This is a genomic window from Roseateles sp. (assembly GCF_039929605.1).
Classification (GTDB): domain Bacteria; phylum Pseudomonadota; class Gammaproteobacteria; order Burkholderiales; family Burkholderiaceae_C; genus Pelomonas.
The window spans coordinates 33,218-55,005 of the sequence record NZ_JBDSQX010000136.1 but is presented as its reverse complement, the minus strand read 5'-3'; the positions used below and the strand labels follow the sequence as shown (position 1 = coordinate 55,005).

At 66.7% G+C, this 21,788-nt stretch carries 18 protein-coding genes; 6 read left to right on the top strand and 12 right to left on the bottom strand.

Annotated elements, in window-relative coordinates; all coding sequences use genetic code 11:
• Positions 1–3: 3 nt before the first annotated feature.
• The 6 genes from ABIS05_RS18825 to ABIS05_RS18800 all read right to left on the bottom strand — a co-directional run bounded on the left by ABIS05_RS18825 (position 4) and on the right by ABIS05_RS18800 (position 6,544).
• On the bottom strand, positions 4–990 hold the full coding sequence (locus ABIS05_RS18825; protein ID WP_348011767.1) for a GGDEF domain-containing protein: 987 nt from the start codon (positions 988–990) through the stop codon (positions 4–6).
• Between the two features lie 89 nt (positions 991–1,079).
• On the bottom strand, positions 1,080–1,970 hold the full coding sequence (locus ABIS05_RS18820; protein ID WP_348011766.1) for an amino acid ABC transporter substrate-binding protein: 891 nt from the start codon (positions 1,968–1,970) through the stop codon (positions 1,080–1,082).
• Between the two features lie 86 nt (positions 1,971–2,056).
• Positions 2,057–3,172, bottom strand: coding sequence for a DUF484 family protein (locus tag ABIS05_RS18815; RefSeq protein ID WP_348011765.1), 1,116 nt, complete (start codon positions 3,170–3,172; stop codon positions 2,057–2,059).
• Positions 3,169–4,086, bottom strand: a complete 918-nt coding sequence (locus ABIS05_RS18810; RefSeq protein WP_348011764.1) for a pseudouridine synthase — start codon at positions 4,084–4,086, stop codon at positions 3,169–3,171. Before ABIS05_RS18810 ends, ABIS05_RS18815 begins: the two co-directional genes overlap by 4 nt.
• Before the next feature lie 236 nt (positions 4,087–4,322).
• A complete protein-coding gene (locus ABIS05_RS18805; protein WP_348011763.1) occupies positions 4,323–5,213 on the bottom strand; it encodes a hypothetical protein in 891 nt (296 codons plus the stop codon).
• A gap of 2 nt (positions 5,214–5,215) precedes the next feature.
• Positions 5,216–6,544, bottom strand: a complete 1,329-nt coding sequence (locus tag ABIS05_RS18800) for a UDP-N-acetylglucosamine 1-carboxyvinyltransferase (protein WP_348011762.1) — start codon at positions 6,542–6,544, stop codon at positions 5,216–5,218.
• A 255-nt stretch (positions 6,545–6,799) separates the two neighbouring features.
• Here ABIS05_RS18800 and ABIS05_RS18795 point away from each other — a divergent pair, with 255 nt between their 5' ends.
• The 5 genes from ABIS05_RS18795 to ABIS05_RS18775 all read left to right on the top strand — a co-directional run bounded on the left by ABIS05_RS18795 (position 6,800) and on the right by ABIS05_RS18775 (position 14,553).
• The gene (locus ABIS05_RS18795; RefSeq protein ID WP_348011761.1) at positions 6,800–8,158 is read left to right on the top strand and encodes an HlyD family efflux transporter periplasmic adaptor subunit; all 1,359 of its coding nucleotides are present in this window, start codon (positions 6,800–6,802) and stop codon (positions 8,156–8,158) included.
• Between the two features lie 379 nt (positions 8,159–8,537).
• Positions 8,538–9,329: a CPBP family intramembrane glutamic endopeptidase gene (locus tag ABIS05_RS18790; RefSeq protein ID WP_348011759.1), complete on the top strand. Its 792-nt coding sequence runs from the start codon at positions 8,538–8,540 to the stop codon at positions 9,327–9,329.
• 372 nt (positions 9,330–9,701) lie between these two features.
• A complete protein-coding gene (locus ABIS05_RS18785) occupies positions 9,702–11,843 on the top strand; it encodes a peptidase domain-containing ABC transporter (RefSeq protein WP_348011758.1) in 2,142 nt (713 codons plus the stop codon).
• Between the two features lie 260 nt (positions 11,844–12,103).
• Entirely contained in the window at positions 12,104–14,017 is a 1,914-nt protein-coding gene (locus tag ABIS05_RS18780) for a TonB-dependent receptor domain-containing protein (protein ID WP_348011757.1), read from the top strand.
• Positions 14,014–14,553 (top strand): YfiR family protein, encoded by a 540-nt coding sequence (locus ABIS05_RS18775; RefSeq protein WP_348011831.1) that lies wholly within the window; start codon positions 14,014–14,016, stop codon positions 14,551–14,553. Before ABIS05_RS18780 ends, ABIS05_RS18775 begins: the two co-directional genes overlap by 4 nt.
• Positions 14,554–14,558: 5 nt before the next feature.
• On the opposite strand, the gene ABIS05_RS18770 is transcribed toward ABIS05_RS18775, so the two are convergent.
• Positions 14,559–15,359: a rhodanese-like domain-containing protein gene (locus ABIS05_RS18770; protein ID WP_348011756.1), complete on the bottom strand. Its 801-nt coding sequence runs from the start codon at positions 15,357–15,359 to the stop codon at positions 14,559–14,561.
• 35 nt (positions 15,360–15,394) lie between these two features.
• On the opposite strand from ABIS05_RS18770, the gene asd reads away from it, so the two are divergent.
• Positions 15,395–16,228: an archaetidylserine decarboxylase gene (gene asd / locus ABIS05_RS18765; protein ID WP_348011755.1), complete on the top strand. Its 834-nt coding sequence runs from the start codon at positions 15,395–15,397 to the stop codon at positions 16,226–16,228.
• 37 nt (positions 16,229–16,265) lie between these two features.
• Here the strand turns inward: asd and ABIS05_RS18760 are convergent, their stop codons facing one another.
• From ABIS05_RS18760 to ABIS05_RS18740, 5 genes are read right to left on the bottom strand one after another with little or no spacing between them, the layout of a single operon-like run.
• A complete protein-coding gene (locus ABIS05_RS18760) occupies positions 16,266–17,648 on the bottom strand; it encodes a glycoside hydrolase family 30 beta sandwich domain-containing protein (RefSeq protein ID WP_348011754.1) in 1,383 nt (460 codons plus the stop codon).
• Between the two features lie 3 nt (positions 17,649–17,651).
• Positions 17,652–18,707, bottom strand: a complete 1,056-nt coding sequence (locus ABIS05_RS18755) for an ABC transporter ATP-binding protein (protein WP_348011753.1) — start codon at positions 18,705–18,707, stop codon at positions 17,652–17,654.
• Positions 18,704–19,567 (bottom strand): carbohydrate ABC transporter permease, encoded by an 864-nt coding sequence (locus ABIS05_RS18750; RefSeq protein WP_348011752.1) that lies wholly within the window; start codon positions 19,565–19,567, stop codon positions 18,704–18,706. Before ABIS05_RS18750 ends, ABIS05_RS18755 begins: the two co-directional genes overlap by 4 nt.
• Positions 19,567–20,442, bottom strand: coding sequence for a sugar ABC transporter permease (locus ABIS05_RS18745; protein ID WP_348011751.1), 876 nt, complete (start codon positions 20,440–20,442; stop codon positions 19,567–19,569). Before ABIS05_RS18745 ends, ABIS05_RS18750 begins: the two co-directional genes overlap by 1 nt.
• On the bottom strand, positions 20,442–21,680 hold the full coding sequence (locus tag ABIS05_RS18740) for an ABC transporter substrate-binding protein (RefSeq protein ID WP_348011750.1): 1,239 nt from the start codon (positions 21,678–21,680) through the stop codon (positions 20,442–20,444). Before ABIS05_RS18740 ends, ABIS05_RS18745 begins: the two co-directional genes overlap by 1 nt.
• Positions 21,681–21,788 lie beyond the last annotated feature (108 nt).

The following is a 21,788-nucleotide window of genomic DNA, read 5'->3' as shown; positions in this document are numbered from 1 at the left end:
GTTTCAGGCGGCGAGGCTGAGCCGGTCTCTTCCGGCGTGCTTGGCGATGTAGAGCGCCTCGTCGGCCGCCTGCATCAGCGCCTGGGCGCTCAGGTAGGGGTGAGCCGGGCTGAGCGCGGCGAGGCCGATGCTCAGCGTCAGGTGGCCTTCACCATCAGGCAGTCGCAACGCGCGCAGGTCCTCGCGCAGCAGTTCCAGCACGCCCTGGGCCTCGGCCATGCCGAAGCCGGGCAGCAGCGCGACGAACTCCTCGCCGCCCAGGCGGGCGACGACGTCGGTGTCGCGCTTGAAGCGTTCGTTCAGCAGGGTCGCCACGCACTGCAAGGCCGCGTCGCCCACGGCCGTGCCGTGCTGCTGGTTGAACCGCTTGAACTCGTCCAGGTCCAGCACGGCCAGGGCCAGCAGGCCGCGCTGGCGCTGGGCGCGCTTGAACTCGCGGCGCAACGCTTCGTCGAAGGCGTTCGGGTTGGCAATGCCGGTCAGCGCATCGGTGCGCGCCAGGCTGGCCAGCTCGCGCTGGTTGGCCTCCAGCGCCGTCTGGGCTTGCTCCAGCAGCAGGCGTTGCTGGGTCAGTTCACGGCGCAGCTCGCGGGCGTGCTGGTCCTGCTGCCACAGCGAGCCGCGCGCGCGGCGCATCGCATGGCCGATGCGGTCGAGCTCGGCGGCCAGACCCGGGGCGGGCGTGGCTTCCTCCGGCGTCAGCGGCACGGGGGCCGACTCCATGGCCTCGCAGCCGGCCGCGAGCCGGCGCAGCGGCCTCAGCAGCAGGGCCTCGACGAGTAGCAGTTGGCCCGCACTGAGCAGCAGCACCAGCCAGGCCATGCTCGCCAGGCTCTCGCGCGGCGCGTCAAAACCGCCCTGGCTCCATTCGAAGATCGCAACGATGACGCCGGTCAGCACCGGCAGGCCCAGCGTCAGCCGCCGCCGCAGTGAACCGAGGCGGCGTGGCACGGCGTGGCCGATGGGTTCGGCGAGGGAATCAGTGCTCATCGGTGGCGCAGGCAACGCCACGAATTGTCACAGGCTCACCGCGCGTTGTGCAGTGCGGGAACCTCGGGGGTTGGCCGAGGCCAAGTCGATCAGAAAGGAACTTGATCGGACGGGTACTTCCAGAAGTCCTTGAGCAGATAGTTCATCGGCAGGTTCAGCGCCGTGTTCTTGGGCGGGATGGGCTTCATGAACCAGCGTTCGTAGATCGCGTGCGCCTCACGGCTGGCGATGAGGCGAATCATCTCCTCGTCGACGATGGCCTTGAGTTCGGGATCGTTCTTGGGCAGCACGATGGACAGCGGCTCGATGGTGAGGAACTTGCCGACGACGCGGAACTTGGCCGCGTCGGGCCGCCCGGCGACGATGCCGTAGAGCAGCACATCGTCCATGACGAAACCGTCGGCCTGGCCGGCGGCGAGCATTTCCATGGCCTTGGCATGGTCTGGTGCCTCGACAAGGTTGATGCGCAGCGCGCGCTCGTTGTTGGCCACGGTGATGGCCTTCATCGCCGTGGTGCCTTTGGTGGACACCATGGTCTTGCTCTCGAACTGGGCCAGCTCGGCGATGCCGCCGTCGACCTTGACGAGATAGCGCGCGCCGGTGATGTAGTGCGGCACGGTGAAAGCGACCTTCTCGCGGCGCTCGGCATTGTTGGTGGTGGAGCCGCACTCCATGTCGACCTTGCCCTCCATCACCATCTGGATGCGGTTGGCCGGCGTGACGGACACGAACTGCGGCGTCAGCGACCTCACCTTCAACTTCTTGTGCACAGCCTCCACGATCTTGAGGCACAGATCCACCGCATAGCCAACGGGCCGGCCGTCAGGCAGCACATAGCTGAAGGGCACGGACGACTCGCGGTGCCCGAGCACGATGCGCCCGCTGGACCGGATGCGCTCCAGCGTCGGGCCGGCCTCGGCGGTGGCGACAGGGCCGAGCACGAGGACAAAAGCAATGAGGAGGGGTGACAGGGTCTTCATTGGCGGCAATTGTTATTGCGCGCCCGTCTGAAGTCATGGCCGATCATTGAGCGCCGCGCTCGAAAGCCCCCGAGACGGCGACATATTCACGGTGTAGCCGCAGGCGCTGCGTTGATTTTTTCCGCGTCGTCCGCCGACACCGTGCGGTTGCGCCCGGCGCGCTTGGCGCTGTAGAGCGCCCGGTCGGCGGCGCTCAGCAGCTCGGCAAAGCTCACCGCACCGGCCGGCAGCATGGCCAGGCCGGCGGACAACGTGGCGCTGACGGTGCCGCCCTCGGGGCTCACGAAGGGCGCGTCCTGCACCGTCATGCGGATGCGCTCGGCCACCTCGCGGGCACCGGCCAGGTCAGTGCGAGGCAGCAGCACGACGAACTCCTCGCCGCCGTAGCGCGCGGCCAGGTCGCCGGTGCGCAGCGAGCGCAGGATGAGGCCGCCGACCTGTCGCAGCACCTCGTCGCCCACCAGGTGGCCGTGGCCGTCGTTGATGGCCTTGAAGTGGTCGATGTCCAGGAACAGGCAGGCCAGCGGGTAGCGGTGGCGCACGGCCTGGCTGAACTCGATGAGGCTGCGGTGGTCGAAGTAGCGGCGGTTGTGCACGCCGGTCAGGCCGTCGGTCATGCCGGCGCGGCGCAGGCGCTCGCGGTTGAGCATGCTCTCGATGGTGACGGCCGCGATGGCCGACAGGCGTTCCAGGAACTTGGTGCCCGAGGTGGCGTCATAACGCTCGGGGTCGCGCGAGCCGAAATGCAGGCTGCCGATCAACAGGCCCTGGCGGATCAGCGGCAGCAACGCCGCCGAGCGAACCAGCGTGCGCTCGCCGAAGGCCTTGGCCACCACGGCTTCGTCATGGCCCGGGCCGACGAGGCGGGTCACGCGCGCCGCGCCGAACAGGTCCTTCAGCGGTGCGTGACTGTCCAGCAGCCGCGGCGCCTTGGCCGTGGGCAGGCTGGGCAACGCGCGGCTCAGTTCGCCATCGGGATCGAGCAGCCAGAGTTCGGCCGCATCCAGGCCGAAGTCAGTACGGCATTCGACGAGCAGCAGGTTGACCAGCTCCTCCATCGAGCCCACGGCGATGAGGCGATGCTCCAGCGCGTCGAAGCGGTCCAGCTTGCGCTCGTTGGCATGGGCCGCGTCCAGCAAGGACTGCAGCTGGCGGCGCAGCTCCAGGACTTGGGCTTGAGGATCGGTCGGGGGGCTGCTCATGGCGGCGCGATTGTCGCGCTGCCACTTGAAAGCCCGCGCGAAAACCGCCGCAACTCGCCGGTGATGGGGTCGGTGAACCCGATCTCGCGCGCGACGAGCTGCAGTGGCGCGTCGAAGCGGGGCGGGTTCTCGTGCGGCTGCAGCACCGGGTAGACGCGGTCGCCGACGATGGGCAGGCCGAGCGCATTCATCTGCGCGCGCAGCTGGTGCCGAGCGCCCGTGCGCGGACGCAGCTCATAACGCGCCAGTTCACCGGGCAGCGCTTCGACCAGGTCGATGCGCGTCTCGGCATTGGGCTCGCCGTCGACGACCTGCATCTGCAGGAACTTCTCGCCGTCGGGCTCCTCCAGCCGGTGCCGCACGACGCGCGGCCAGGGGCCGTCGCTGAAGCGAGCGATGGCCTCGTAGACCTTGGCCACGGCGCGGTCGCGGAACAGCTGGTGATAGGCGTCGCGCTCCCCGGGCCGCACGCAGAAGACGACCAGGCCGGCCGTCTCGCGGTCCAGCCGGTGCACGGGGATGAGGTCGGCCAGGCCGGTGCTGTGGCGCAGGCGGGCCATCAGCGTCTGCCGCGCGTAGAGGCCGCTGGGCGTGACGGGCAGGAAATGCGGCTTGTCGGCCACGAGCAGGTGCTCGTCCTGGAAGACGATGCGCTCCTCGAAGGGCACGACGGTCTCGGCTTCGAGGTAGCGCCAGTAGAAGACGCGGCGGTTGGGCCGGTAGCCGGTGTCGACGGCGTGGCCGGCCTCGTCGACGACGTCGCCCCGGGCGAGGCGCTCGGGCCAGTCCGCCACGCGCGGCAGGCGCTCGGCGAGGAAGGCCAGCACCGTCGCCCACGGCCCGGGCGGGCAGAAGACGGCACTGGCGCCGACCCCGTCGCGCAGCGGCAGATCAGGTTTGGGGGGACGGGCCACCCTAACTCCGGCGGTGGGCCGCGCCCGAGGGGCGGGCGAAGCGGGTCGCGGGCAAGGCGCGCCGACGCTGTGGGCGCACGCCCGCGAGGAGAAGCAAGGCTGCCAGCGGCCCGAAGCGCACGTCCAGCGGGTGCGCAGCGTTCGCCGTCGGAGCCACTGCGGCGAGAGAAGGCCACCGCGTGTCGAAGCGATCCAGAGGTTGCGTCATGGGAAGCGGTCCACTGCCGGAGTTGGGGTTACTCGATGCGCGGGCCGCTGCGGGCGCGCTCATCCATGTAGGCGTTGAGGCGCTTCATGTCGGCCGGGTCGACCTTGTCGCCACGCCACCCGCGCACCCAGGCCGCGCGGTCGGGCTCGATCGCCAGCGCCCGCACGGCGGCGTCGATGGCCTCGATGTGGCGGCGGCCCTCCGGCGTGCGGCTGCAGGACACGGTGGCCAGCAGCGTGCTGCGCCCCTCCGCCACAGGCAGCGCGACGAGGGCATCAGGGTCGCCGACGCGCCTGAGGTAGTCCCTGACGACGGCCGGGTACTCCAGCGTGTAGTCCATGCGGCCGGCGCGCAGCATCTCCAGCAACTGGCCGCTGAGCTGGGCCCCAACGGCCAGGCGTGGCACCACTTCAGCCGCCAGCGCCTTGTCGAGCTGCGGGCCGAAGGAGCGGTCGCGTGCCAGCAGCAGGCGCAGCTCCCGGCGCTTGACCAGGTCGGCCAGCACCAGCCGGCCATCCTGCGGCCGGCCGCCGTACAGCTGGGCCAGCGCATCGCGCCGCACGATGACGTGGATCTCGCGCGAGGCCAGCGGCGGATAGAGGTGCGAGAAGTAAAGCCAGCTCGAACGTGCCGGCGTGCGCGCGTGCAGCGTGGAGCAGAGCGTCTCGCCGCTTCGGCTCAGCGCCTCGTAGCGCGCCGTGCTGGCTTCGACGAACTCATGCTGGGACTCGGGCATGCGCGCCAGCAGCACGCGCATGAAGCCGTCCACCTCGCCATGGCCCAGCTCGGCGATGCTGCGCGGCGCATGGCCCTGCACGAAGCTGAAGTGCGGCGGCACGTCCTGCGCCACCCAGCGGATGGTGTCGGCCTGCGCGGCCACCGCCAACAGCAGGGCCGCCAGGGCCCAGACCCGGCGCATGCTCAGTCGCCTTCCACCCACTCCATGCGCGCGCCCAGCTCGCCGATGTGCTCGACGAAGTTCGGGTGGGCGCGGCGGATCGGCGTCGCGTTCTTGATCACGCTCTTGCCCGGGATGCTGGCCGCCACCATCAGCAGCGCGATGGCGACGCGGATGATGTACGGGCTCTCGACCTCGGCCGGGCTCAGCGGCTTGCCGCCGAAGGTGATCATGCGGTGCGGGTCCGACAGGAAGGCATGGCCGCCGAACTTGGCAAGCTCGCTCGTCCAGCCCATCGCACCGTCGTAGACCTTGTTCCAGAACAACACGCTGCCCTCGGCCTTGACGCCCAGCGCCACGAAGATGGGCAGCAGGTCCACCGGCACATAGGGCCAGGGCGCGGCTTCCACCTTCTGCAGGATGTTGCGCGTGAAGGGTTCCTTCACCTTCAGGGGCCCGTCCGTCACGCAGCGGCTCCAGCCGTCTTCGTGCACGATCTGCACGCCGAACTTCGCGAAGGTGCGGTCCAGCAGCGGGAACATCTCCGGCGCGCCGTTCTTGACCTGCACATTGCCGCCGGTGATGGCGCCCAGGGCCAGGAAGGTGACGATCTCGTGGAAATCTTCGGTGAAGGTGTAGTCGGCGCCGCCGAGATCCTGCACGCCGGTGATCTTCAGCTTGGACGTGCCGTGGCCTTCGATCCTGGCGCCCAGCAGCGACATGAAGTTGCAGAACTCCTGCACATGCGGCTCGCTCGCGGCGTTGGTCAGCGTGGACACGCCGTCGGCCAGCGCTGCGCACAACACGAAGTTCTCGGTTGTCGTGACGGAGGCGTAGTCGGTCCAGTGGTCGTTGGCGAGCAGCCGGCCACTGTGGCCTTCCTCATCCGCCTGATGCACCACCCGCACCACCAGGCCGTCGGGATGGCGCTCGACGCTGGCGCCGAAGCGCTGGAAGACCTCCACATGCGGGTCGATCTCGCGCGCACCGAGCGTGCAGCCCTTGACGTCATCCTCGATGCGCGCCGCGCCGAAGCGGGCCATCAGGCCGGGCACCAGCATGATGGACGAGCGCATCTCCTCGGGCAGGCGGTCCGTGGCCGGGTCGAAGTGAGTGTCGCGGTGATGGACGTCGAGGATGCCGGTCTTGAAGTCCAGCTCGACCTGCGAGCCGAGCTTGCGGAAGACCTCGACGATCTTCTTCACGTCGGTGATCTCCGGCACGCCGCGCAGGCGCACGGGCTGCTTGGTCAGCAGCGTCGCGCACAGGATGGGCAGGACGGCGTTCTTGTTGGCCGAGGGAGTGATGCGGCCCGAAAGGGGCGTGCCGCCGTGGACGATCAGGTGGGACATGGGTAGGGATTCCGGGTGAAGCGGTGATTGTCCCCATTTGACAGAGGGGCCCGGCTCTTGACGGTTGATTGCACCAACCGCTGGCAACCCGAGGGGCGGAAGTTCGTGCGGGCCGCGCCGCGTGACTATTCCCAAAACGCGAGGTCGCCACCGTCGGTCAGAAGTTGGTCAGGACTTCGCTGGGGGGCCGAACTAACGTCAACGCCATACCGCACCCGCAAGCGTTGTGGGACAGGCTTACCCACCACTCCCCCCGTGCAAGCTCCCACCGCTTCGCAGACATTGGCCGACGCACCCGCTTCACCTGCGGCAGCCCTGCCGCTGTTTCGCCCCGAAGTCTTGCAGGCCCGCCAGGCCCAGTGGCTGGGCAGCATCCGCATCGGGCGGCCGCTGAGCTTCAGCGTCGTTACCGGCGCTTCGCTGGCCATGGCTGCCGCGCTGATCGCGTTTGCCTGCTGGGGCGAAGTCACCCGCAAAGCCACCGTGCATGGGGTGCTGTTGCCGGTGGGCGGCCTGCTCAACGTCGCCGCGCCGCAGACCGGCACCATTGCGGAAGTGCTAGTGCGCGAAGGTGACGAGGTTGCCGCTGGCCAAACTCTGCTTCGTATCAAGGCCGAGCGCGTTACCGCGCAGGGCGACGCAGCGCTGCTGACGGCCCAGGCGCTCGCTGCTCGCCGCGCCAGCCTGGAAACCGAGCGCCGGCTCACCGAACAAAACCTGCGCCAACGGCAGGAGACGCTACAGCAGCGACTGCAGAACCTGCAGGCCGAGGAACGTCAAGCTTTGTCCGAACTGGACACCCATCGCCTGCGATTGCAACTGGCGCAGAAAAGCGTGGAGCGCCAGGAGCAACTGGCGCAGGATGGCTTTGTTGCCGCCGCCCAGGTACAGCAAAAGCAGGAAGAGCTGCTGGACCTGCAACTGCGCCAGCGCAACGCCGAGCGCAACCTGCAGGCGTTGCAGCGGGACCTGCAGGCCGCCCGCGCGGACCGACAGGCGCTGGACAACCAGGCGCAAACCAGCCTAGCCCAGTTGGACCGCAGTCTCGCCACCCTCACCCAGGAAGCTGCCGAAGCCGATAGCCGCAACGGCCTGACGCTCGCCGCCCCGCACGCGGGCCGGGTCAGTGCGTTGACGCTGGGCGCAGGCCAAGCGGTGCAGACGGGGCAAACGCTGGTGAGCCTGGTGCCGACGGCGGCCAGCCCGGACACCTCTGATCCAGCCAAATTGCAAGCTCAACTCTTTGCGCCTAGCCGCACGGCGGGCTTCATCCATCCGGGGCAAACCGCCTGGCTGCGGTATGCGCCCTTCCCATACCAGAAGTTCGGCATGGCCCAAGGCGAAGTCATCGCGGTTAGTCAGAGCCCAATCGCCCCACAAGACCTACCCGCAGGTCAGTCACAAGCCCTGCTAGCCAAATCAAACGCCAACGAGCCCCTGTATCGAATAACCGTGCGCTTGCGCGAACAGACGGTACAAACATATGGCCACCGCACATTACTGAGCGCTGGTATGAGTCTCGACGCTGACGTGCGTCAAGAAAGTCGGAAAATTTGGGAATGGCTGCTTGAACCAATCATTGCCATCACAACTAGCAGGCGACCAAACATGTAGTTGCCTCGTCATTATTCCTCGCCAAGGCACATAAAATGCCAATCTTGTGCGGGATCGGCGGTCAAACGATTTGACCATTCTTGTTTATATATGATGAAGACTATCTCTATTTCCCAAATGGACGAAATTTTCGGTGGCGATGCGGCAGCTACGCGGCCGCCCGGCACGAATTCGTATGGCGAACCTCCGGCTGACAGTGGCTCAGATGGCCCGAGCGCCATGTACTGCTTGGCCAACCTGATCGTCGAAGCGATCACCGGCAAGCCACTATCCAATGGCTCCCAGTGCGACTAATGTGCAACTGAAGAGGGGGGAATCCCCCTTTTCGCGCAATTCGCGATTCGCAGGACGTAGTCTGCGCAATGAATGAATAGCCGCCATGAGACAACTCCTCTTCCCGCTTGTTTATGTGCTCGCCATGGCGGGTGCGGCGGCCGTTCTCAGCCGCGCATTTCCGGAATGGACGGAACAATCGATGCTGATGGCGATTCTCTGTGCCGCTTTAGTCGCTGCGTATTGCCGAGGCTCAGAGCGTTCATCATTGAATGCACCTAAAATTAGTGTACCCGTGAAGGCCGTCGTGGCGCTGACAGTACTGGGTGCCGCAACCTCTGCACTATGGTCCAGCCTAACCTGCCTTATTCTAACGGGAAGTTATAGAGCATGCTTTCAATACAACGGCACAAGCATTGAAAAAATTATTTTATTTGTGGCTGTCGCACCAATTTTGGAAGAGATATTGCTCAGAGGCTATTTATCGACAGTGCTGCTAAATAAAACCAAATCAACTAGGTTTGCCGCCGCACTGCAGGGGCTCATATTCGCAGCCTTTCATACCCGCAGCTTCGACCCCACCATTGTTTTATTTTACGCGGGCTGGGCGGCATGCCTATTTTATATAGTTCAACTATGCAAATCGCTGACGCCAGCAATTCTGTTTCACTGCGCATGGAATCTTATTGCCATTGTATTCACCAACCTGCGCGCCGTCCCGGCTAACGGCCTGACTTCGTACGGCGAAGCTTGGAAATACTCACACGGAGCATTCGCAATGGTCTTTATGGTCGCGTTATTTTTATTGGATCGTCGCTTAAGGTTTACGTTTTCGATCCAGAAGACCGCCATCCTAACGAATAGGAATGTAGGCAACACCGCGACCAGCGTTCCATAGCAGCATAAAGACAAAATGAGATTGCAACTTCAGCAATGATCTTCCCGCTGCAGATAATTATTCCCTATCGACCTGGCTGCCGGGAATTTCATGATCTACGGGAAGCTTTAGCATCGCATCCTGCATTGACTGTAAATAAGATTTTGCCAAATAGAATATATCCATATAGAACCTAAATTACCGGAGAAGCTCTGATTGGCACTCTTGGACTGCGGCAGAAAACCTCCAACCTCTTTACGCATCTCGCTTTCAATAATATTTGATTTTTCAATTCAAAGAGTGATAGAAATATTTGACGCCCCACAGATTTCAGAAGCCGACTGACAAACAGTCCTTCACGCAACGTGCGCGACGCGCCAACAAGTTTGCACGATGAAAACCGTTCTTCAGTCCGAATCTTCTGAGTGCGCGCTGGCAAGCTTGGCGATGGTTTGCAGCGCTCACGGTCAGGCATATGAAATCTCGGAGCTACGCCACCGCTTTCCCGCCTCGCTCAAAGGCGTCAATCTCAGGCAGCTGATTGCTCAAGCCGCCAATATTGGCTTGTCATCTCGTGCATTTCGCCTTGATCTTGGCGAAATGGACAAGCTGCAACTCCCCTGCATACTGCATTGGGACCTTAACCATTTCGTCGTCCTCAAAGAGGTTGGGCGCAAGAACATCACCATCCTCGACCCCGCTGTCGGCGAGCGCCGGCTGACGCTGACCGAGGTCTCGCAGCATTTCACTGGCGTAGCGTTGGAACTGAGCCCCACTGCGGAATTCAAGACCCAGGCGCCTGCCCCGCGCGTGAGTCTGTCCGCACTGACCGGCAAGGTCACGGGCCTCAGGCGTTCGCTGTCGCAGATCCTCGGCGTGGCCGTCGTGCTGGAACTCTTTGCCATCGTCGCGCCGCTGTTTCAGCAAATGGTCGTGGACGAAGTGCTGACCTCGGGCGATCGCGACCTGCTGACCGTGCTGGCACTGGGCTTCGCGCTACTGCTGCTGGCGCAGACGCTGATTGGTCTGGCGCGCTCATGGATGGTGATCGTGTTGAGTCAGACGCTGGCTTTGCAGTGGGCTGGCAACGTGTTCAGCCACCTCGTGAAATTGCCTGTCGCCTTCTTCGAGAAACGCCATCTCGGCGACATCACGTCGCGCTTCGGTGCCGTGCAGGCCATCCAGAAGACGCTCACCACGGCGGTCATCGAAGCCGTGCTGGACGGGCTAATGGCGTTGGCTGCGTTAGTGATGATGTTGATCTACGCACCCACGCTCGCGGCGGTGACGGCGGGCGCAGTGGCGCTGTATGGCCTGCTGCGCTGGATCTCGTATGCGCCGTTCCGCAACGCGGCGGCCGAACGGCTAATCATGGCCGCCAAGGAGAACACGCACTTCATTGAAACCCTGCGCGCCATCACACCATTAAAGCTCTTCGGTCGCGAAGAGGAGCGTCGCGCACGCTGGCAGAACCTCATCGTGGAAGTACAGAATCGAGACGTGCGAACAGCCAAGATGGGCATGGGCTTCTCCACCGCCAGCACCTTCATCTTCGGCCTGGAGAACCTGCTGGTGCTGTGGCTGGGTGCCAGGCTCATCATGAACGGCATGACGGGCGGCGGTGCCAGTTCGGGCGCGGGCATGACCATCGGCATGCTGTTCGCCTTCCTTAGCTACAAGACGCAGTTCGCCAGCCGCGTGTCGGCTCTCATCAACTACGCGGTGGAGCTGAAGATGCTGAACCTGCACGCCGAGCGGCTGGCCGACATCTGCCTCGAGCCGCCCGAGAAGGACGAAGTGCCGCACAGCGAGCTCACGCACCTCGTGCCCAGCATCGAACTGCGCAACGTGAGCTTCCGCTACGGCGAGGGTGAGCCGTGGATCCTGAAGGATGCCAACTTCCGCGTCGAAGCCGGCGAAAGCGTGGCCGTGGTGGGCGCCTCGGGTGCGGGCAAGACGACGCTGCTGAAAATCGCGCTGGGCCTGCTCAAGCCTACTGAGGGCGAGGTACTCTACGGCGGCCAGCGGGTGCAGCACATCGGCATCCAGAACTTCCGCCGCCAGGTCGGCACGGTGATGCAGGAGGACGTGCTGCTGACCGGCAGCCTGGCCGACAACATCGCCTTCTTCGATGTGCAGCCGGACCGGGAGCGCGTCCAGACCTGCGCGCAGATGGCCCAGTTGCACGACGACATCTGCCGCATGCCCATGGGTTACGAGACGCTGGTGGGTGACCTGGGCTCGGGCCTGTCGGGCGGGCAGAAGCAGCGCCTGCTGCTGGCCCGGGCGCTCTACAAGCAGCCGCGCGTGCTGGCGCTGGACGAGGCGACCAGCCACCTGGACATCGCCAATGAGCGCGCGGTGACAGCGGCCATTGCGCACGTCCAGTTGACGCGGCTGATCATTGCCCATCGGCCGGAGACGATTGCCGGGGCGCAGCGGGTGGTGCAGGTCAAGGGCGGCCAGGTGCTGGATGTGGCGCGGGCGATGCCGGCGCCCGCGTCTTCAGCGATGCCCGACGTCGTGCCGGCGTGAACAGGCGCACCCTCAGGATTCGGCGGGATCCAGCCGCCGCACCCGCGCCAGCCGCCAGGCGCGGGCCGGATCGCTGAAGACAGCGTCCGCCGCCGTGCCCGTCTTGCGGCCGGTGGCGTCGATGGCGTCGATGGCAATGCGCTTGTCGAAGACATCGCACTCGCCTCCCGAATCGGCCGCCGCATCCCACGGACGGCGTTGTTATGCTGACACGAGGGGCCCGGGTCATCTCAGACCCGAAAACGACCGGGAGGTGATCCGTGCGCCAGCCAACTGACGAGGACAAGCCTCGCCCCACCCGCCGCCGAACTTGCGGCGGCGGCGTCGTGCTGGCGCTGCTGGCCGCCGCCCCTGCGGCGGCGCAGGATTTGAGCCAGCTGTCGCTGGAGCAGCTGTCCAACGTGGAAATCAGCTCGGTATCGCGGCGCCGCGAGAAGCTCGCGCAGGTGCCGGCCTCGCTGTACGTGATCACGGCAGACGCGATACGGCGCTCCGGCGCGCGCAGCCTGCCCGAGGCGCTGCAACTGGCGCCCAACCTGCAGGTCGCGCGGACCGATGCCACCCAGTACGCCATCAGCGCACGGGGCTTCAATAACTCGGTGGGCAACAAGCTGCTGGTGCTGATCGACGGCCGAACGGTCTACGCGCCTTATTTCTCCGGCGTGCAATGGGATCAGCAGGACGTGCTGCTGGACGACGTCGCCCGCATCGAGGTCATCAGCGGCCCGGGCGGCAGCGTCTGGGGCACGAACGCGGTCAATGGGGTGATCAACATCATCCGCCGGCCGGCAGCGGACACGGGGCTGCTGCTGCGCGTCGATGCCGGTGCGGACGAGCGCTCGGCCGCACTGCGCCACGGCGGCGAGCTGCCGCTGCAAGGCCACTGGCGCGCCTACGCGAAGCTGCAGCAGCGCGATGCCAGCGAGACCGAAGCCGGCGTGGCCGTGACGGACAGGTCGCACCGATGGCAGCTGGGCTGGCGCGCCGACTGGCTGAGCGGCGAGGACGGGCTGACGGTGCAGGGCGACGTCTACCGCGGCGACACGGCAGACCGCCTGAGTGGCGCACGGAACTTCGGCGGTGTGCGCACGTCGGGCGAGAACCTGCTGGCGCGCTGGACCGGCGGGCTGGACGGCGGCTCACGGTTGCGCGTGCAGGCCTACTACGACCATGTGGAGCGTGAGGACGCGATCCTGTACAGCCCGAGCTTCACGGTGCAGGACCTGGAGGCGCAGCACAGCCTGACCTGGGGCGCGCACCAGATCGACTGGGGCGGCGGCTGGCGCAGCTCGCGCGACCACCTCGCGCCGGGGCTGGTGTTCGGCTTCGTACCCGAACGCGCGACGCAGCAGTGGCAGAACCTGTTCGTGCAGGACGAACTGCACCTGGCGGACGGCTGGCGGCTGACGGCCGGCACGAAGTTCGAGCACAACGACTACACGGGCTGGGAGACGCTGCCGTCGCTGAGTGTGGCCTGGTCGCCATCGGCACGCTGGCAGTGGTGGGCCTCGCTGTCGCGGGCGGTGCGCGCGCCGGCCCGGCTGGACCGCGACCTGCGCGTGCCGCCCAAACCGCCCTTCATCATCGCGGGCGGGGCCGGCTTCAAGTCGGAGGTGGCGCGCGTTGTCGAACTGGGCCACCGCGGCCAGCCGAGCAGCACGGTGAGCTATGCGCTGACGCTGTATCACCACGACTGGCAAGGGCTGCGCAGCGGCCAGCCGGCGCCCAATGCCATGGTGCAGAACATGATCGCCGGCAACAGCTGGGGCCTGGAAGCCTGGGGACACTGGCAGCCGCAGCCCTGGCTGCGGCTGAGCGCCGGCTTCAACCGTCTGGAGCAGAACCTGGCCGTGCAGCCGGGCAGCTCCGACCCGGTGGGGCCGTCCGCGCTGGGCAACGATCCGCCGCAGCAATGGCAGCTGCGCGCCACGCTGCAGCCGGCGGAACGCCATGAGCTGGACGTGGCGCTGCGCCACGTTGCCGCGCTGCCGCTGCCGGCCGTGCCCGCCTACACCGTGCTGGACTTCAACTATGGCTGGCGTGCCACGCCCACGCTGATGCTGACGCTGGGCGGCCGCAACCTGCTGCAAGGCCGTCATGCCGAGGCCAATGCGGCGCCGGGCCGCCGGGTCTTCGGGCCCGAGGCCTACGCGCAACTGCGTTGGACACCGTGACTGAGGCCCGGCGCCGGCCACTGCTGGCCCTCGCACTGGGCCTGCTGACGGGCGGCACGAGCCGCGCCCAGACCGACGATGGCGGCGGCGAGGTGCGCATTAAGGCCGAGTTCCTCTACAAGTTCACGGCCTATGTGGACTGGCCCGACGGCGCGCTGGGCGCTGCGCAAGCGCCCTTTGTCATCGGCGTGCAGGGCTCTGAAGCCATGCTCGACGAGCTGCGCCAGGGCGTACAGGGACGCATGGTGCAGGCGCGACCGGTGGAGGTGCGGCGCGTGCGCGCGGCCGATGCCACGCCGGGCCTGCACCTGCTGTTCCTGGCTCAGGGCGAGTCGGCCAGCGCGCGGCACGGGCTGTTGCTTGTCAGCGAGGGTGAGTCCGGTGAGCCGCCTCCGCGCGGCAGCGTCATTCACTTCCTGGTCGTTGGCGCGCGCGTGCGTTTCGATGTGCTGCTCGACGGCGCAGAACGCGCCGGCCTGCGGCTGAGTTCGCGCTTGCTGTCCGTCGCGCACAAGGTGCATGCGGCAACGCGCTGAGGGCCTCAGGCTTTGCCGTCCTCGGGATCCAGCCGCCGTGCCCGCGCCAGCCGCCAGGCGTCGGCCGGATCGCTAAACACGGCCTCAGCCGTCGTGCCCGTCTCGCGGCCGGCGGCGTCGATGGCAATGCGCTTGTCGAAGACATAGCACTCGCCTTCCCAATCGGCCGCCGCGTCGGGGAAGGCCTCCAGGAAGTTCAGGATGCCGCCGTCCAGCTGGGCGACCTTCAGGCCACGCTGCTGCATCCAGGCCGCCGTCTTCTCGCAGCGGATGCCGCCGGTGCAGTACATCGCGACGGTCTTGCCCTGCCACTCGTCGCGGTGCGCCTCGACGTAGGCCGGGAAGTCGCGGAAGTGGGCCACGCCGGGGTCGATGGCGCCGCGGAAACGGCCGAGCTTGAACTCGAAGCTGTTGCGGTTGTCGAGCACGAAGGTGGCGGGGTCGGCCAGCAGTTCGCGGAATTGATGGGGGCTGACGTGCGTGTCCGTCGCGTCGCCGCTGACGCCCGGGATGCCGAAGGCAACGATCTCGCGCTTGACCGACACCTTGAACCGGCTGAACGGCCGGCGCTCGCAGGTGTTGTGCTTGAAGTGCAGGTCGGCGAGGCCGGCCTGGGCTTGCAGTTCGGCCTCGAAGGTGTGGACCGCATCGGCCTCGCCCGCGATGGCGGCGCTCAAGCCTTCCTCGGCCACCAGCATGACGCCGCCAAGGCCCAGCGCCGCGCCGCGTTCGCGCAGCCATTCAGCGAAGGCTGTCGGGTCGGCCATCGGGGTAAAACGGTAGAAGGAGCTGTGCAGGAGCGGCATACCCGCGAATTGTCGACTCGTACACTTCCACGGCTATGTCCCGCCTCAAAGTCCTACCCCAATACCTGATGCCCAAGGGCGCCATGACGCGCCTGGCCGGGCGCATCGCGAGCAAGCCGCGTGGCGGCGTGACGACGTCGACGATCCGCCGCTTCGTGGCGCGCTACGGCGTCAACATGGCCGAGGCGGCCGAGCCGAACATCACGGCCTACGCCACCTTCAACGACTTCTTCACGCGCGCCTTGAAGCCCGGCGCCAGGCCGCTGGCGGAGGCGCCGCTGATCTGCCCGGTGGACGGGTCGATCAGCCAGGTGGGGCGCATCCAGGGCGACCAGGTGTTCCAGGCCAAGGGCCAGGCGTTCTCGACGACGGCGCTGGTCGGTGGCGATGCGCAGCTGGCCGCCAAGTTCCAGGACGGCCTGTTCGCCAACCTCTACCTCAGCCCCAAGGACTATCACCGCATCCACATGCCCGCCGCCGGGCGGCTCGTGCGCATGGTGCATGTGCCGGGTGCGCTGTTCTCGGTGAACCCGACGACGGCGCGCGGCGTGCCGGGGCTGTTCGCGCGCAACGAGCGGGTCGTCTGTGTGTTCGAGAACGACACGCTCGGCACCTGGGTGCTGGTGCTGGTGGGCGCCACCATCGTCGGCAGCATGACGACCGTCTGGCACGGCCCCGTCAATCGGCGCGGGCCGGTGCGGGAATGGGATTACACCCCTGGCCAGGTCACGTTGGCCCAGGGCGACGAGATGGGCCGCTTCCTGCTGGGCTCCACGGTCGTCATGCTGTTCGAGAAGAGCAACTTGCAGTTCAACCCGGCCTGGCAGCCCGGCGGCACGATCCGCATGGGCGAGTGGATGGCGCGTTAGGGCGCGGCCAGCCGCGCTTAGCGCAGGGCCGCGCGCATCACCACGTGAAGGTCACGACGCCGCTGGACGGCAACTCATAGCCAAAGCGCTGGCCCGGCGCCTGCACGGTGAAGCGGCGCGCCTGCTTGCCGGAGTTGCTGACGATGAGGACGGTGCTGCCGTCGGGGTTGGTGAAGGCGACATGGTCCAGCCCCTTTGCCTCGCCGGTGGAGTCGACCCGCCGCGCGCCCTGATGCACGAAGCGGCTGGCGTGGCCGAAGGCGTAGTACTCGATGTTGCGGGTGACCTGACCGGTCTTGGGGTCGATGGTGACGACGCCGCGGCAGTCCTTGCAGCCGCCCAGGTGCGGGCCGTAGGCCGGGTCCAGCGCCAGGTTCCACATCAGCACGCCGCGTGCACCGTGGCGCGTGCTGCCGATGATGAGGTTGCGCGTGATCCACGGCAGCGTCTCGGCCCACTGCGGCTTCCATTCGCCGCCGGAGCATTCGGTGAACCAGACGTCCAGCTCGGGGAAATGCTGGGCCACCTGCGACTGCGCGGACACGTCACCGGCATAGCAGTGCCAGGCCACGCCCGACACGTATTTGCGCGCCGTCGCGTCGGACAGCATGGCCAGCGGGCTCCAGGGCTCGTCCCAGTTGTGGTCCCACTCCAGCAGCTGCGTCGTCAGTCCCTTGGCTTTCAGCAGCGGGCCGAGGTGCTGGCCGACGACGGCCGCGCGGGTGGCGGGCGGCACGCGCATGCCGGGGTAGTCGGGTGGCTCGAAGTGCGGCTCGTTCTGCAGCGTCAGTGCAAAGATGGGCACGCCCTCGGCCTTCATCGCTTCGACGTAGCGAACCATGTAGTTCGCAAAGGCGCCGTAAAACTCGGGCTTGAGCTGACCCTGCACGAGGCTGTCGGTCGTCTTCATCCAGCCAGGCGCGCTCCAGGGTGAGGCCATGACCTGCAGCTGGGGGTTGAGCGCCAGCGCCTGCTTCGCGGCGGGGATGACGTCGGCACGCTCGGGGTCGAGCGAGAAGTGCTTCAGCTCCGGGTCGGTCTGGCCCGGCGGCATGTCGTCCAAGCTGTAGTGGCGGCGCGAGAAGTCGGACGCGCCGATGGTCAGCCGCGTCAGCTCGAAACCGACGCCACCGTTCTCACGCGTGAACAGCTCGCGCATCAGCGCGTCGCGCTGCGGCTCGCTCATGCCATGGCGGATCAGCCAAGCCGAGCCCTCGGTGATGGCGGCGCCGAAGCCGGCGATGCGTTGGTGCTGGCGCTTGGGGTGGATGCGGATGACGGCGTCGGCCCTGGCGGGCGCCGTGACCGCGCTCGGCGACAGCAGGTGCTGCTGGTCGGCCGTGGTGAGGAAAGTCCGTACAGGTTCGGCGTTAGCGCCAAAGGCGCAGGCAGCCGTCACCGCCCAAAGGAGTTGTTTCATGGCTTAGCTCAGTCGAAGTTCGCTGGTCGCGTCGAAGACGCTCAGCAGGGACTCATCGATGTCGAAGGCCAGCACGTCACCGGCGGCGATGCGGCGGCCGTCGTGCACGAGGGTCGAGAAGGCTTGTTCGCCGAACTGCATCCAGACGACCTGGTGGTTGCCCATGGGCTCGACGAGCTGGACGGTGGCGCGCCAGCGCCCCGCCTCCTGCAAGCGCACATGCTCGGGCCGCACGCCCAGCACAACGCTCTGGCCCGACTTCACGCGGCCGGAGGCCAACCGCAGCGGCAGCACGCCTTCGAGCGACACGCCATCCGCGCCGACCTTGGCCGGCACGAGGTTGATGGCCGGTGAGCCCAGGAAGCCGGCGACGAAGAGATTGGCCGGCTGCTCGTAGACGTCGCTGGGCGTGCCGATCTGCTGGATGACGCCGGCCTTCATGACGACGATGCGCGAGGCCAGCGTCATCGCCTCGACCTGGTCGTGCGTCACGTAGATCATCGTGTTGCCCAGCGTCTGGTGCAGCAGCTTGAGCTCGCGGCGCAGCTCGGCGCGCAGCTTGGCGTCGAGGTTGGAGAGCGGCTCGTCGAACAGGAACACGCCGGCCTCGCGCACCAGCGCCCGGCCGATGGCGACGCGCTGGCGCTGGCCGCCGGACAGCTGCGCCGGCTTGCGGCCGAGCAGCGGCGTCAGCTGCAGCATGTCGGCCGCGCGCTTCACGCGGCGCTCGATCTCCGGCTTGGGCACACCGGCCACGCGCGGGCCGAAGCTCATGTTGCGCTCCACCGTCATGATCGGGTACAGCGCATAGCTCTGGAACACCATGCCGATGCCGCGCTCGGAAGGCTCGGCATCGGTCATGTCGGTGCCGCCGATGTGGATGCTGCCGGCGCTCACGTCGATGAGGCCCGCGATGCTGTGCAGCAGCGTCGACTTGCCGCAGCCCGAGGGGCCGAGCAGCACGAGGAACTCGCCCTCGTGCACCTGCAGGTCGAGGCCTTTGATGACCTCGTTGTGGCCGAACTTGATGCTCAGGCCCTTGATGTTCACGCCACTCATTTCACTGCGCCCGCTGCAATGCCGCGCACGAACCAGCGGCCGGAAATCAGATAGACCAACAGGGGCACGGCAGACGTGAGGATCGTCGCGGCCATGTTGAGGTTGTAGAGGCGCTCGCCCGTCGTCGTGTTGATGACGTTGTTGAGCTGCACCGTCATCGGCTGGTTCTCGCGGCCGGCGAAGGTCAGGCCCAGGATGTAGTCGTTCCACACGCCGGTGATCTGCATGATGGCCGCGACGATCAGCATGGGCGTGGACATGGGCAGCACGAGCTGCACGAAGATGCGCCAGAAGCCGCCGCCGTCCACGCGCGCCGCCTTGAACAGCTCGGCCGGCAGGCTGGCGTAGTAGTTGCGGAACAGCAGCGTCATGATGGGCATGGCGAACACCAGGTGCACAACGACGATGCCGGGCAGGCTGCTGTAGATGCCGATGGCCGCTTCCAGCTTGACGAGCGGATAGATCATCACCTGGATGGGGATGAAGGCGCCCATCATCAGCACGCCGAACAGCCACTGCGAGCCGCGCGGCTTCCACCAGCTGAGCGCGTAGCCATTGACGGCGCCGAGCAGGATGGGCAGCACGATGGACGGCACGGCGATGGCGACCGAGTTCCAGAAGCCGCCGCGCACGCCCTCGCAGCTGACGCCCGTGCAGGCCTCGCTCCAGGCGGCGCGCCAGGCGTCCAACGACGGTGCCGACGGCAACGCGAAGATCTGGCCGAGGCGGATCTCGTCCATGCTCTTGAACGAAGTCGTCAGCATGATGTACAGCGGCAGCAGGAAAAAGGCCGCGGCGAAGAGCAGGAAGGCGTAGACGCCTAGGCGGGCCCATGAGGCCGTGGCTTTGCGCTTGCTCATCAGTGGCCTCCTTTGGCCACCTGGCGGCTGCGCACGTAGGCGAGCGGCGCGACGAGCGCGAGCACGGTGAGCAACAGCATCACCGCGCCGGCCGAGGCCAGGCCGAGATTGGCGCGGGCGAACAGGTGATCCATGATGAATTTGGCCGGCACATCGCTGGCGATGCCGGGGCCGCCCTGCGTCATGGCGACGACGGTGTCGAACACCTTCACGACGCCGACCGCCAGCAGCGTGAAGACCGTTGCCAGCGTCGGGCCCATCATCGGCAGCACCACCGACAGATAGACGCGCCAGGTGGGGATGCCGTCCAGTCGCGTGGCCTTCCAGATCTCCTCGTCGATGCCGCGCAGGCCGGCCAGCATCAGGGCCATCACCAGCCCTGCCCCTTGCCACGTGCCGGCGATGACGACGGTGTAGATGACCATGTCCTGGTCGACGATCCAGTCGAAGGTGAAGCTCTTCCAGCCCATCTGCTGCATCGCGTTCTGCAGGCCGCTGTCCGGATTGAGCACCCATTGCCAGACCAGGCCCGTGGCGACGAAGGACATCGCGTAGGGGTAGAGGAAGGCGGTGCGCAACACGCCCTCGCCACGCACCTTCTGATCGATGAAGACGGCCAGCAGAAAGCCCAGCAGCATGGCCGCGACGACGTAGAGCACGCCGTAGATGGCGAGGTTGTGGATGGCGAGCTGCCAGCGCTCGTTGTCGAGCAGACGTTCGAACTGCTGCAGGCCGACGAAGTCGCTGTTGGGGAAGGTGCGCGAGCTGGTCAGCGAGGTGCGCAGCGTCCACAGCACGGTGCCGACGTAGCCGACGAGGACGATGACGGCCAGGGGCAGCAGCGCAGCCCAGGCCGCGAGACCACGGCGCTTCATCAGGACCTCAGAGCAGAGACGATGTCCTTCTGGACCTTCTCGACCGGGATATTGCGGTTCCAGTAGCTCGTCAGCACGTCCTGCAGCGCGCCATTCTGGTCGGGCGTGATGTAGATCTCGCCGTTGCCAAGCTGGCGCGACTTGTCCTTCATGGCCGCCACGCCCATCTGGGCGCACATGTCCATCTTGCTGACGTCCACGTCGGTGCGAATGGGGATGGAGCCCTTCTTCATGCTGAAAGCGACCTGCGTGGCGGGCTGCGTGATGACGCTGGCCAACAGCTGCTGGGCCTTGATCTGGTCGGGCTTGTCGGTCTTGGGGAAGACCATCACGTCGCCCTGGATGATGTAGGGCGCCTTGGGGCCGAAGCCGGGCGCGCAGCCATAGTCCCGGCCGGCTTCCTGCTTGGCCAGCGCGAACTCGCCCTTGGCCCAGTCGCCCATGATCTGCACGCCGCCACGGCCGCTGATGAGCATGGCGGTGGCGTCGTTCCAGTTGCGGCCCGGCGAGCCCTTGTCGGTGTAGCTCTGCAGGCGTTTGTAGGCCAACAGCACCTTCTTGAACTCCTCGCCCATGATGGCCTTGGGGTCGCGGTCGCGGAAGACTTTGAGGTAGAGGTCGCGGCCACCGTAATGGGCCAGCACGGCGGTGAAGACGATGCCGTCCTGCCAGGGCTGGCCGCCGTGCGCCAGGCCGACGAGGCCGGCGGCCTTGAGCTTGTCCAGCGCGGCGAAGAGTTCGTCGAAGGTCTTGGGTTCTTCCGCGATGCCGGCCTTCTTGAAGGCGGCCTTGGAGAACCAGAACCAGGTCATGTTGTGGATGTTGACCGGCGCGGCGTAGTAGTGGCCCTTGACCTTGATGGCCTGCAGCACGGTCTCGGGCAGGAACTTGTCCCAGCCGTCGCGCTTGGCCACGTCGTCGACGTTGTTCAGCAGGCCCTGGTCGACGATGTCGCGGAACTGCTGCGTGGTGTTGAACTGCGCGGCCGTGGGTGGGTTTCCACCCGCGATGCGGTTGATGGCGACCGAGCGCGCCTGCTCGCCCAAGGCGACGGCCGTGTCCACCCAAATGCCGCCCTGGGCCTTGTAGGCCTCGGCCAGGGTCTTGGCGGCAGCGGATTCGCCGCCGGAGGTCCACCAATGGATAACCTCGGCCTTCAGCGGGGCTGCAGGCTGGGCAGCGGCGGGAAAGGCGGCGGCGAGCGCGAGGGCGGCCAGGGCGTGGCGGGGGTACTTCATCTTGTCTCCGAATCTTGTGGGCGGCTGGGCGCAGTGTCTCTTGGGACGGCGCGGGCCGCCTGAGGGTCGACCCTGTAATATTTCATTTAGAAACCGCCTGTACCCGCC